At 59.8% G+C, this 13,228-nt stretch carries 9 protein-coding genes and 1 pseudogene; 9 read left to right on the forward strand and 1 reads right to left on the reverse strand.

Annotated elements, in window-relative coordinates; genetic code table 11:
• The 7 genes and pseudogenes from repA (at position 1) to DSM107133_RS23330 (ending at position 9,558) form a co-directional block, all read left to right on the forward strand.
• Entirely contained in the window at positions 1–1,194 is a 1,194-nt protein-coding gene (repA, locus tag DSM107133_RS23300) for a plasmid partitioning protein RepA (RefSeq protein ID WP_090271132.1), read from the forward strand.
• A complete protein-coding gene (gene repB, locus DSM107133_RS23305) occupies positions 1,178–2,110 on the forward strand; it encodes a plasmid partitioning protein RepB (RefSeq protein WP_090271133.1) in 933 nt (310 codons plus the stop codon). The genes repA and repB overlap by 17 nt, the downstream gene beginning before the upstream one ends.
• 213 nt (positions 2,111–2,323) lie before the next feature.
• A complete protein-coding gene (repC, locus tag DSM107133_RS23310; protein WP_114293708.1) occupies positions 2,324–3,538 on the forward strand; it encodes a plasmid replication protein RepC in 1,215 nt (404 codons plus the stop codon).
• A 169-nt stretch (positions 3,539–3,707) separates the two neighbouring features.
• A complete protein-coding gene (locus tag DSM107133_RS23315; protein WP_243253649.1) occupies positions 3,708–5,885 on the forward strand; it encodes a ParB/RepB/Spo0J family partition protein in 2,178 nt (725 codons plus the stop codon).
• 99 nt (positions 5,886–5,984) lie between these two features.
• Positions 5,985–6,459: pseudogene (locus tag DSM107133_RS23320) on the forward strand (hypothetical protein).
• Between the two features lie 384 nt (positions 6,460–6,843).
• Positions 6,844–7,008 (forward strand): hypothetical protein, encoded by a 165-nt coding sequence (locus DSM107133_RS23325; protein ID WP_165375273.1) that lies wholly within the window; start codon positions 6,844–6,846, stop codon positions 7,006–7,008.
• 420 nt (positions 7,009–7,428) lie between these two features.
• Positions 7,429–9,558 carry a J domain-containing protein gene (locus DSM107133_RS23330; protein ID WP_114294386.1) on the forward strand — a complete coding sequence of 710 codons (2,130 nt, stop codon included), beginning with the start codon at positions 7,429–7,431 and terminating at the stop codon, positions 9,556–9,558.
• 52 nt (positions 9,559–9,610) lie between these two features.
• Here the strand turns inward: DSM107133_RS23330 and DSM107133_RS23335 are convergent, their stop codons facing one another.
• Positions 9,611–9,931, reverse strand: a complete 321-nt coding sequence (locus DSM107133_RS23335) for an H-NS histone family protein (protein ID WP_114294384.1) — start codon at positions 9,929–9,931, stop codon at positions 9,611–9,613.
• A 429-nt stretch (positions 9,932–10,360) separates the two neighbouring features.
• Between DSM107133_RS23335 and DSM107133_RS23340 the strand changes: the two genes are divergently transcribed.
• Positions 10,361–10,774, forward strand: coding sequence for a single-stranded DNA-binding protein (locus tag DSM107133_RS23340; protein ID WP_243253650.1), 414 nt, complete (start codon positions 10,361–10,363; stop codon positions 10,772–10,774).
• A gap of 295 nt (positions 10,775–11,069) precedes the next feature.
• Positions 11,070–13,133 (forward strand): AAA family ATPase, encoded by a 2,064-nt coding sequence (locus DSM107133_RS23345; RefSeq protein WP_240310585.1) that lies wholly within the window; start codon positions 11,070–11,072, stop codon positions 13,131–13,133.
• The last annotated feature ends 95 nt before the right edge of the window (positions 13,134–13,228 follow it).

Genomic DNA, 13,228 nt, shown 5'->3' on the forward strand with positions numbered 1-13,228 from the left:
ATGAGCGAAGCTGAGCAGGACCTGGACATTGCCATCGGGCATTACGCAGAGCTTCTCGCGTCAAACCTTCATGCGCAACGTGCGGCCCACTTCCCTCCCGACGCCAAGAAAGTCATGCGCAGCCTGACTAGCGGCGAGGCGGCAGAGTTGCTTGGCGTCGATCATACCTACCTTCGCAAGCTTCATCGAGAAGGAAAGATCGCTGACGTCGAAACCACCGCGGGCAGCCACCGTCGGTATACACTCGATGATATCTGGGAGATCCGCCACGCCCTAGAGGCAAACGCGAAGAAGCCTGGGACCTACGTGCCGGGGCGGCGTGCCGGTGACGAGCTTCAGATTGTCTCCGTTGTGAACTTCAAAGGCGGAAGCGGGAAAACGACAACATCAGCTCACCTTGCGCAGCGCTTGGCTCTCAAGGGATATCGTGTCCTTGCGATCGATCTGGACCCCCAAGCATCCTTTTCCGCGCTGCATGGCATCCAGCCTGAGCTGGACCTGATGGAGGGTGGAACGCTGTATGACGCAGTTCGCTATGATGAACCGGTCCCGATCTCTGAAGTAATCCGTAAAACCTACATCCGAGGCCTCGACCTTATCCCCGGGAACCTAGAGCTCATGGAATTCGAACATGAGACGCCGGCTGCCATCCAGCGAGGCGGCGCCCGCGCGTTCTTTGCCCGTGTGCGTGATGCGCTCGATAGTGTTGAAGCAGACTATGACGTCGTCGTCATCGACTGTCCGCCGCAGCTTGGCTTCCTGACCATGTCTGCCTTGTCGGCGTCATCCGGGGTGCTTGTCACCGTTCACCCACAGATGCTTGATCTCATGTCTATGTCGCAGTTTTTGCGCATGACCGCTGATCTGCTTGGCGTCATCCGGGACGCCGGCGCAAACCTTCGCTTTGACTGGCTGCGTTTCCTGCCAACCCGCTACAAGGTGGGCGACGCACCGCAAACTGAGGTCATTGCCTTCATCCGGGGCCTTTTCGGCAGGTCCGTCCTGACCAATCACATGGTCGAATCGACTGCGATTTCGGATGCGGGGCTCACAAAGCAGACGCTCTATGAGGCCGACAAGAAGGAATTCACGCGCCAGACTTTCGATCGCGCGATCGATTCCATGAACGGCGTCAACGACGAGATCGCTGCGATCATTCAGAACACGTGGGGACGCAATGGCAAGAAAGCCTAAACTTGGTCTGCCCTTGCAGACCCTGCGCAACGCGCCCGACGCTCTTGAGGGGCGCAGGCTCCGAGGTGGTGTTTTCGAAATCGACCCCGGTCATATCGAGACTGCAGGTCGGTTAGATGACCGACTTCAGATCGAGATCGAGGGTCTGAGGGCATCGATTTTCAAGAACGGCCAACGTGTTCCGATTCTAGTGCGCCCACTTGAGAGTGATCGCTACAGCCTGATCTATGGCCGCCGTCGCCTTGAGGCTTGCAGAGAACTTGGGATCAAGGTCCGCGCAATTGTCACGGAAATGGAGGGTGATCAGGCGCTTCGCGATCAGTTGCTGGAAAACCAGGAGCGGCGAGATCTGAGCTTTATCGAACGCGCGCTCGTAGCCGCTGCCTTGCTTGATGGAGATCACTTGGGCGAGTCAGAGCGCACCAACAAGGGCGTTGCCGAGGTTCTCAATCTGACCGAGGCTGGGGTTTCGCAGTTGTTAAGCGTTGTCCGCACCGTAGGAGAAGATCTTGTCCTGGCCATCGGTGCGGCACCTGGGATCGGCCGACCCCGATGGGAGGAACTCAAGAAGTGTATTGGGGCTGCAGATGTGGACCACGAGCGACTCGCAGCCTTGGCCAATGAAACCAAGTCAATCCATTCGGGTGGAATAGATGAGAAGTCCGACCGGGCATTTTTGGCAGTCCTTTCTGCGGCAGGGAAGACCGAGCACTCCACTTCCTCGATTCGCTCGCGCAGCCAGCCTGAAATGGTCATTCCGGGGGTCGGTGCTGCAACCGTCACGACCGGACGCCGTGGCAAGCAACTCAAGCTCGAGTTGAAGTCCGAGGATACTGAATTTGTCAGCTGGCTTGAGGGCAACGCCCCGCAGCTGCTTACCGAGCTTCATGAGCGCTGGAAGCGCTCAGAAGACTGAGGAAGAGCAACCAACAAAAAGGAGGCACGATACAGGCAAGAATGAAAAAGGCCCCGAGAAGCTAGCTTCACGAGACCTTAATTAGGTTTCGAACGGGACCAGCCCGCTACAAAACTTCAGTTTTCGCACCTCTGAATGTAGCGATCTGGCCCCTCTCCCGCAAGCGCAAAGCGATTCGCGGGCCACTCAAATTTTGCCTTCGTGAATATTTTCATGGAGTACACACCAATTTCGCCGTTTATGCGGCCGATATCGCACGCCCATCTGCGCGTGATCGAGCGGCCCGAGGCATCTGTTCCAGGCAAGCCCGTCAACAAGTGGGAGCTCCTCCGCGAGTTGTCCAAGGCGCAGGCAGCCTTTGGGGTTTCCGAGCGCGATCTGACCGTTCTTCAGGGACTTCTCAGCTTCTTTCCGGACGATGCGCTTGGCGGGAACACCGAAATGGTCGTCTTCCCATCCAACAAGGCGATCTGCGAGCGGCTGAACGGCATGCCTTGCTCGACGATGCGCCGTCACCTCGCCCGGTTGGTCGACGCAGGCTTGCTCATGCGGCGCGATAGCCCCAACGGGAAGCGGTATGTGCGCAAGCGTGGCGAAGATCGCGTGGCTTTCGGCTTTGATCTCTCCCCGCTCTATTGCCGGGCAGAGGAGATTGCACGGGCCGCAGAGGCTGTGCGTGAGGCTGAGGACCGTGTGCGGCGACTGAGGGAGGTGGTGAGCCTCATGCGTCGCGACCTAGCCGCTCTGGCGGAGTTCGGCGAGGAGATCCAGCCCGGGCTTGGCCTATGGGACCAGCTCAGCGATACGGCCGCCCTCACAGCCCGCGCTCTTCGCCGTAAGCTTTCGCTTGAGGATCTGTCGGCATTCCGGACTGAACTGGAGACCCTCCTTGACCAGGCGCGCAATGTCATTGACGGCCCAGAAACAGAAGAAATGAACACCAATGATGCCCATTTTGAGCGTCACCATCATAATTCAAATAAAGAATCTATAGATCTTGAACCTGCCTTAGAAAAAGGCGGGGCGACGGCGGGCAGCGCGCTTGATGTTGATACGGGTGAGCCTGTGGCTGACGTTGAAGAGCCTGACACTAGGCGGGTGCCGAAAATCCCACTTCACCTGGTGATTGCCAGCTGTCCCTCGCTCAAGACTTTCTATCAGGACGACGTTCGACATTGGCACCAGCTTTTCGACGCGGCTTGTCATATACGGCCGGCCATGGGGATCAGTGTTTCCGCTTGGGAAGAAGCGCAGCGCTGTATGGGACCAGAGCAAGCCTCGATCGTCGTCGTGGCCATGCTGGAACGTTTTTCCGACATCAGATCACCGGGTGGATACTTGCGGGCGCTGACGTCCAAGGCTGCGGCTGGCGAGTTTTCCTGCGGGCCGATGGTCATGGCGCTGACCGGACGGCGAAGTGCGGCTTAACAGCTGTTAAGTTTCGACGTCGTCGGTGCTCAGTTGGCCTGACTTAACAGCTGTTAAGTCGCCTCTTGGCAACCATCCGATTATCGAGAGGGAAAGGAGTGTTGGTTTGAGGGTGACGGGAAGTGAGATCGGGAGAGTGGCTTCCGGCGCCCGTCGTGGAGAAGAACTGATGACGAAAGCTGTCCAGAAAATCACCCTGTCCCCGTCCCGGGATATCCCTTTCGACAAGCTGGTGCTGAGCCAGTCCAACGTGCGGCGCATCGAGGCCGACGTGTCCGTCGAGGAACTGGCCGAAGACATCGCCCGCCGCGGCCTGTTGCAGAGCCTGAGCGTGCGGCCCGTGTTGGCTGACGATGGTACCGAGACCGGCAAGTTTGAGATCCCGGCCGGGGGACGGCGGTTCCAAGCGTTGTCCCTGCTGGTGAAGCAGAAGCGGTTGGCCAAGACGACGCCCATTCCCTGCATCGTACGCGATGCTGCGTCCAACATCCTGGCTGAGGACGATTCACTTGCGGAAAACATGCAGCGCGTCGCCCTGCACCCGCTCGATCAGTTCCGCGCGTTTGTGTCCCTGCGGGATAAGGGTCAGAGCGATGCAGAGATTGCTGCGGCCTTCTTCGTGACGTCGCAGATCGTGAAACAGCGCCTGAAACTTGCCTCTGTCGCTCCTGCCCTGCTTGAGGTCTATGCCGAGGATGGCATGACGCTGGAGCAGCTTATGGCCTTCACCGTGAACCCCGATCACGCGCGTCAGGTTCAGGTCTGGGATGTGATCCATTCATCCTGGAACAAGGAGCCATTCCAGATCCGGCGCATGCTGACCGAGACCTCGGTCCGGGCGTCCGACCGACGTGCAGTCTTTGTGGGTGTTGAGGCCTATGAAGCGGCGGGCGGCACGATGTTGCATGATCTCTTTCAGGGCGATGACGGTGGCTGGCTCGAGGACCCTGCCCTTCTCGATCGGCTGGTGACGGAAAAACTCCAGGCCGAGGCTGAGACGGTTGCGGTTGCGGGCTGGAAGTGGATCGAGGTCGCGCTTGATCTGCCCTACGGCTACAGCTACGGCCTGCGGTCCTTATCCGGCGATCCGGCACCTATGACGGATGACGAAGGTGCGGCTCATGCCAAGCTGCTCGCCGAGTATCGGGCGCTGGAAGAGGAATGCGCGGGTCAGGATGAAATCCCCGACGAGATCGACACGCGGCTTGGCGTGTTGGAAACGGAGATGGAAAAGATCGAGACCCGGCCGTTGATCTTCCACGCGGAGGAGATCGGGCGAGCCGGGGCGTTCGTCACGCTCGACCGCTACGGCGCTCTGGCAGTCTATCGCGGGTATGTGCGTCCAGAGGATGAGCCTGTTGACGAGACCGCGGTCCAGGACGGTACTGATCCTGCGGTGGCGGGGCAGGGGGATGATCGTGATCTCCCCGATGGCTATGACAGTGCCGCTCATGTCGGAACCATCATCATGTCGGGTGGTCAGCCAATTGGTGGCGACCTGCCAGAGGATGAGGATGACGGGGCGTTGAAGCCACTGCCCGAGCGGTTGGTCATGGAGTTGACGGCCCACCGGACGCTGGCGCTGCGTGAAGCGATCGGGCGCTCGCCGGATGTCGCGCTGACACTCCTGCTCCTGAATTTGGTGACGGACACCTTCCGCACCTCCTCTGCTTCGGGAAGCTGTCTCGAAGCCTCGGTGCGTCACGTCTACATGTCGGCGCAGGCGCCCGATCTGAAGGACAGCGAGGTGGCAAAGCTGGTCGACGAGCGTCATGCGGAATGGGAAGCCGATCTGCCGCTTGGCGATGATGCGGCACTCTGGGACTATTTGACGGTTCTCGACCAGGGCAGTCGGCTGGCCTTGCTGGCGCATTGCCTCAGCTTCGGCGTCAACGCGCTGCATGAGAAGGTGAACCCTTACGGGGCAGGCATCTCTGCTGGCGGTCTGACCCGGCGTATGGGGCATGCCGATCTCGTGGCGCGCGCCACAGGTCTCGATATGGTCGAGGCGGGATGGGAGCCGACGGTCGACACCTATCTCAACCGCGTGCCCAAGGCCCGCATCCTCGAGGCCGTGCGTGAGGCCAAAGGGGAGGGGACTGCCCAGCTCCTCGATCACCTGAAGAAAGGCGAGATGGCCAGTGAGGCCGAGCGCTTGCTGAAAGGCAGCGGCTGGTTGCCCGAGGTCCTGCGCCGGAACGATCTCGTGGCGCTGGACGGTGAGGACTGTGCCGAAGGGCAGGGGGTGGGTGTCGAAGTGGCTGACAGCGTCAGTGAAGCTGACCTTCCTGCATTTCTGACGGATGACCTGCCTGCTGAAGGCGCGTCGATGCTGGCCGCAGAATAACGTGATCCAGCGGGGGGCGGAGATTCCGCCCCCAATTACCCTATAACATAACAATATCAATATGATGAGTGCGATTACTCGCATTCGGAATGAGGAATCATGTCTGCAACAACCATCATCGACACTGCCCCCCCTCGGGGCGCTGATCCGCTACACCGACGGCAGCCCCAAGCCACCGGCACGCTTCACCAAGAAGCTGGCGGCCTGGGAGCGCTCGAACGGCGTGGGCCGTCTTGTGAAAAAGGAGCCACCCCGGCCTTACGCGACCTGGACTGCTCCCGCGTCGTTCACGCTGCATGAGGGTAACTTCTCCTCGGACGGGGTGATCCTCGTGACCATCATGCGCAGCCATTCCGCTGACAGCGCCCTCGTCTTCGAGGTGGCCGAGGAACCGAAGCCCGGGCAGGTGCGCGTGCTTCTCGACTTCGGCGGCAACACGGAGCTGCTGCATTTGGCGGAGTCCGTCACTGCGGCCGAGCTTTGGATCGCCAAGGAAGGATACCGCAATGCGCGGCTCGAAATCGTCACTGATGAAGAGGGCGAAAGGGCAGGGGGCGCGGACCTGGCCGCCTGAGCCCAACTGAAACCGAGGGGCCCGCCCAAGCGCGGGCCTCTCATCCATCACAACCTTGTCCCGCGATGTCGCGGAGCGCCAAAGGAACCATCCCCAAGGAAGGACGTCTTCAACCAAGAGCCTGCCCGGGAGGCTGGCGGCGTTAGAAGCATCAGCGGGACAATCGGCTCCTGACGTTGGGGGATCCCCCGCTCGCCACTCCCTTCCTTGCCCCGAATCCTGTCTTCGAGATCAACCCGCGAGGGGTCGGACTACGGGCAAGCCCGTGCCGCCGGGCGGATTCGGACGAGCCGAACGCACCCGGTGATGTCAGCCAGTCTTCGGGCCTGCGGGGTCCTGTCGCGCGGGGGATGGTCCCCCGCCTCCCAGACAGGAGCCAAACAGATGTCCCGCAAAGATGCACACGCCTTCGCAGCCTCCCTCGCCGCCACGCTCATGGTCTCGATCGTCGTCTTCCAGGCAGGGGATGGAACCTTCGGCGCCGTCCCAGCCGATGAAATCGACGGCGACGAGGTTCAGGTGCTGGTTGAGATTGACCCGTGGGCTTAGGCCCACGGTTACCTCGGCAGCCTCACGCGGTGGCGCAGACGCGCCTCCTGCCGCAGTGCCGCCCTCGCGCACGCCACCCGCGAGGACCCCGCACAGCGGTCCGTTGATGGTGCATCGCCAGACGGCCCGAGGCCGCGGATGCGCCAGTCGCAATGCGACCACCACAAGGTCAAGATGATAGACGTATCCAGCTCTATATCTACCATTCGTGCGCAAAGCAGCGTTTGATCGAAGGAAGCCTAAAGTTGCCTGCTGCATTAAGGCCTAGCATGCGGACTAAGCGCTCTGGAAGAGCGGAAAATGGTGCGGAAATTTATATTATAAGAATTCCTGCATCCTCTCTCATTGAGGGCCGAAGATTGACACGCTGAGTGAAGGGTGCCCCTATCGCCGCACATAAATCAGTTTGGCGGGGGCGTGGTGTTCGGCATTTTCAGGAAGATATTCGGGGGAGAAAAAGCCGCAGGGCGCGACAAGGAACTTCCCGCAGTCCGCGAGGCGGTCGACTTTGGCAACGATCGTGCGGGCAATGAACGCCAGAGCCGCTTCGAGGACTTTGAACAGGAAACGAGGGAACGCCTTGAAGCACATTCCCACGAGATGCCGGGACAGGCTTACTTTAGCCAACTGCAGGCCCTGCAGGAGAGTATCTCGGATCGCAGATACACTGATGCGGCCACTGCAGCGCGCAAGAGCCTACCGCTCATTCGCAAGTGGCTCGAGGATCCTAAGGGCAACGGCAAAAGGCTAAGCCTGAGCATGCCCGCGCTTACGCAGGGTGGCACCATGTTGGCCCTCACCGGTGATCGGAAGGGACTAACGATGTTGCAGGATCTGGTATCAGAATTTGATCATCTCGAGGAATACCGTGCTGATGCGGAGAAGCATTTTGCCACCATCGACCTTTTCGACGCCATTCGCAAAGTCGTCGCAGCGAAGCCCGGCATCCTGCAGAGCAGTATGAAGTCGGAAGTGGGTGCCGAGGACGGTCGCTTTGTCAGCAATCTGATCTCGTGGCTGGAGAAGGCTGGTGAGATCAGCCGCGCCAGGAACGGAAAGACCTACGCGCTCTACGTAGATGGCGTCGAGATGAGCGCCAAGGACGCTTCGGCAGTCTACACCGAGCCATCGCTCCCCGGGTCTCATCAGGCGAAATCCAAGCCGGGGAAGCCCATCGAGCTCAACCTCGACACGCTGACCTTGGTGCCGCTGCCACCATCTCCGGAGGCTTGGGCCAACCAGGTTACGCTGCCTGCGACTGCTGAAACATTCGAGGATACTGAAGGTGCTTGGCGTGAGCTTACTGTTGAGGCCATCGCGCCCGCGGATCGCCCGGATCCTGCTTTCCGAAAGCACTTCACCACACGTGGTGGCATCCTTTCCTTCGATGACCTTGCAAAGTCTGAGGCAAGCCTCGGTGCGCCAGGCGCAGTGATGTTCACCTCCGAGCAGGGCGGCACCCCAGTGATTGAACGACTGGAGCGCCCCATCTATGCGCTCGAAGTCCATCCTGAGGGCCAAGGCTTCGCGACACGGTCGAAAACGAATATCCTGACCGTCTATGATGCAGACCTAAAAGTCGACTTCGAGACCGATCTTTCCGCCACGGCGGAAGTGGCAGAGGGTCGCCGCCGCCTTGATCTTGACGAGGAAGGCGGTATCCTTTGGGGTGAACCCCACTTGGCGCTCAACTGCATCGCGCTCAGCCCCAGCAGGGACCGTTACCTTTACACGCTTGTTGACGAGGCTTGGTGCATCGACCGGGACGGAAAGCGCCTCTGGGGCGTCCGCATGCCTGAGCGTCCCGTGGAGTCCTATCATCAGACCTTCGAAGTGGGCGGCACGGGCGGGCATACGGGAACCGCTTTGGAAATCGAGGGGGCGCTCAAGGAGCTTGAGCTTGCGCTGCCGGTAACGCCGGATGAGGTTCGGCAGAAATACCGCGGCTTGGTCCGTCAGCTGCACCCGGACCTCAACCCTGGCAACGAAGAGCGGATGAAGGCGGTCAACGCGGCTTACGAGGCGCTGACTGGGGCCAGCAATGATGACTTGCAGGGCAAGGAAAGCGCCGAGGACTTGCTAAAGTTCTCCGCCACAGTGACTTTCATGACCGGTGGCGGTCCTGACCGCCTTCAGTCTGCGGCCTTCTCAGGGTGTGGCGACACGGTGCTACTGGGAACTTCCCAAGGGCGGGTCCTGCGCATCGATGGTTCTGGCAAGCCGACTGCCCTCTACGATGTGGGCACCACGCCTATCCGGATTTTGGAGACGGATCGCTACCTCTACATCCAGACATTCACTCGCCTTTATGTGCTCGAGGGAGATCGCCTTGTGGGGCTGCAGGATTGCACGACCAAATGTGACCTGCTAGTCGACGAGGGCTTGGTCTTGCTGGTTGAGAACAAGGGCGTGCGGGTGCTGACGGAAGCGGGCCGACCGCTGGGCGTCGCGCTGACCAAGGCGCCAATCCGGCGAGCCGGGATTGAAGATGGTGTGCTTGTAGTCGAAACGCGAACTCATCGCGGCCGGTTCAGCGGCCTCTTGAGGTAGCACGCGAGCAACGATCTGCCTCGGACTCTTTAGCCGCAGGGTTGGTGATCTTTCAGCGGATTTCCAAATCACCGGCAGTTGTGCCGGCAGCCAGCGCGTCCACGAACCACTGCGGTTTCCGCCCCCGACCCGACCAGGTGAGCGCCGGGTTCTCAGGGTGCCGGTATTTGGCCGCGGCTGGCGCACGGGAGGATTTCGTTTCGGTGCCGAAAAGTTCGGCCAAGGAGTAGCCCAGATCCCGGGCGACAGCTTCCACCTTGGCGCGGGCTTCCGCCTTCTGTCGATCTTGACAGGTGGAGATCGCCTTGGCGATGTCCTTCTGCATTTTCTTCAGCTCGGGAAGCGACAACGCCTCGAGATCGTAATCAGCAATTGGTGCGATCCGTGTCCTGAATGTTCCGATATCGATAGCCCGCCGGGCCATGAGCCCGCAACTCCCGTAGGCAGGGGCAGGTGATGAGGGTTGGTTGATCCATAGTCTTTGCCGCCAGTTAAGGTTGCTGGGCTTGATTTCAGCAGTCCCGATTGGCAAGATGACAGGGTCTGGCATGGGCTCCCCGCGCCTCTCTGCCTTCTGGTCCATCCCTTCGACTGACAATCCCCTAATCCCGTTCGGCCTCCTGCGCGCAACCCCGCGTCAGCCCGGGCCGAGTTGGCCGCCTGTGGCGTCCTGCCCGCTCCACCCCGGTCCTTTGGGGGTTTCCGGTGTCCGTTCCGTCCACCGTGCACGCGTCACCCGACGGGCTTTTTCAGGGTCTTGTCGAAGGGACGGTCCCGAAGACAGGAAACACAGGAGCTAATCATGCAAAACATCGTCATCCTCGCCGGCAACATCGGTCAAAAACCCGAAACCCGCACCACTCAGGGCGGCACCAACATCACCAACATCACCAACTTCAGCCTCGCCACCTCGCGCCCCCGCCTCTCGGAAGGTCGCGTCCTGCGCGACGAGAACGGTTACCGGATCATGGACACCGAATGGCACCGCATCACCTGCTTCAACGGTCTCGGCAAGACGGTCGCCGAGCATTGCGAAAAGGGCATGAAGGTCCTCGTCCACGGCCGCATCCACTACAGCAAGTGGATCGACAGCATGGGCAACGACCGCTACGGCTGCGAGATCATCGCCGAGAAGGTCGACTTCCTGAGCCGCCCGAAGTCGGCCGAGAACGAAAACCCCGAGCTGGTCGACCGCGACGACGAGATCCCGTTCTGAGGAACGGGGTCTCCCCACGGGTCCGGCGGGGAAACCCGCCGGGTTCGAGGCAATTCCGCAAGGCAGATAAGAGCCCATCTTCCTGATTCAGCACAAAACGCAAATACCCTTTGAGCCGCAGTAACCGGGCACTAAACATTGTAGGTACAGATCATTCGATCCTCCTGCGTTCTTGTTGTTAGTGACAGCACATTCTGTTGCATTGATTTGCTGCAGCACAACCAGTAGTATTGCGCCTGATTAGGAGTGCTCGCATATGAAGTTGACCAGGTTCAGAGTTTCCAATTTCCGGTCCGTGTCCGACAGCGGTTGGCTTGAGGCCGACGACGTGACAGCGCTGATTGGGGTCAACGAGTCTGGCAAGACGAACTTGCTGCTGCCACTTTGGAAGCTCAAGCCTGCCCAAGATGGTGAGATTCAACCGACGTCCGACTATCCCAAAACGATGTTCGGAGAAATCCGCAACGCGCCGGGCGACTACCACTTCATTGAAGCCGAGTTTGATACCGGTGCTTCAGGAGCTGCCATCGCGCAAGCGGCTGGCATCTCGGCTGAGATCGCTGAGACGGTCCGTGTTACCCGCTTCTTCGACGGTCACTACGACATCGAATTTCCAAAGCACCAACGGATAACCACCGTTGCGCAGGAGTGGCTCGCGGGCAAGCTAACCGGGGCCGCAGGCGCAGTTGAAGCGGCGCAGGCGCTCAGGAAAGAAGCCGAGTTGCAGCCTCAGTTGGTTCAGGGCCTCAGGGCCACCTCCGACGCGCTGCCCGACACGGAGAACCTTGGAGCAGTTCAGTTGCGCGCGGCCATCAAGGCAGTCGATGCGCTAATACCCGAAGAGCCCGCAGAGACCAGTGTTATTGTCCCGATGGTTAGGCAGCTATCGTCAGAGCTAGACGACCAGCTCCGCGTGCTAATGACACCGCCACCAGGCCGTGTCGAAGGCGTTGAAGCAGTAGTCGTGAACGCAATCCCGCCATTTGTCTATTACTCCAACTACGGCAACCTCGATTCAGAAATCTACCTGCCGCATGTCGTTGAGAACCTCGCGCGACAGGATTTGGGGGCGAAAGAAGCCGCAAAGGCGAGAACGCTGCGTGTGCTATTCAGCTTCGTGCAGTTGGAGGCAAAGGAAATCCTAGAACTTGGACGTGACTTCAAAGAGGTGAATGGCCAGAACCGAGAGCCAACCGCAGATGAAATTGCCGCAATCGCGGAGCAGAAACGGACGCGCTCAATCCTGCTGCAATCCGCTGGCGCAACTCTGACCACTCGTTTTCGGGATTGGTGGAAGCAAGGAGATTACCGCTTCCGTTTTGAGGCGGACGGAAATCACTTTCGTATTTGGGTTGCTGACGACCGGCGTCCGACTGAGGTAGAACTTGAGAACCGAAGCACGGGTTTGCAGTGGTTCCTGAGTTTCTATCTCGTCTTCCTTGTCGAAAGCCGAGGCGACCACGAAAAGGCGGTGCTGCTTCTAGACGAACCAGGCGTGTCGCTGCACCCGCTTGCCCAACGTGACCTCTCTGCATTCTTTGAAAGTCTGTCCCAGACCAACCAGATCATCTATACATCGCACTCGCCCTTCCTGGTCGACGCGGATCGACTTGAGCGGGCTCGGAAAGTCTATGTAGCAGCCGACGGCACCACGAAGGCGACGCCAAACCTGCGGCATAGCGAGGGCCGGGATGAGCAGGCAGGAGCGGCGTATGCAGTCCATTCTGCACTGAACCTGAGCGTTGCTGAGAGCCTACTTGTTGGTTGTCGGCCCGTGCTGGTCGAAGGCCCGTCAGATCAGCATTACCTGACAGCAATCAAGGCTCTCTTGGTCTCCGGTGCGAAAATTACGCCCAAACGAGAACTGGTCTTCCCACCGTCTGGCGGAACGAAAACCGCGCGGGTAGTGGCCAGCATCCTCACTGGTCGCGACGAAGTGCTTCCGATGATGCTGCTCGACGACGATGGACCTGGCCGACAGATGCGCGCCAACCTGGCTCAGGGTCTGTATGCGGAAAGCCCGGAGAAGGTGCTTAGCGTCGCAGCCCACGTTGGCTACGAGCGTGCCGAGATCGAAGACCTGATTCCATTCGACATCATTGCCGACGAACTGGACCGAATGGAACGCGAACCAGACGAGAGGTTCGCGGACGTTGTACAGGCAGGCCTGCCAATTGTGGGCCAGATCGAAGCCTGGGCACAGGCCCAGGGCGTGCAACTTGACGAACATTGGAAAGTGCCGCTGTCGATCAAGGTTAAACAACGGATGCTGACACGGGGATTGAACACGATTCCGCCGGATGTGGTGGATAGGTGGGTCCGGTTGTTCGAGGCATTCTCGCCACAAGACGCTCCATAGTGGCGCCTGAAGGCGCGCGAGGTAAGCGCAAAAAGCTACCTTCGGTTCGAAATAGCATGAATACCAGCTCGGTCCTGCATTGCACGACTTTTGAA

Origin of the sequence: Pseudosulfitobacter sp. DSM 107133 (genome assembly GCF_022788695.1) — a bacterium.
Lineage (GTDB): Bacteria > Pseudomonadota > Alphaproteobacteria > Rhodobacterales > Rhodobacteraceae > Pseudosulfitobacter.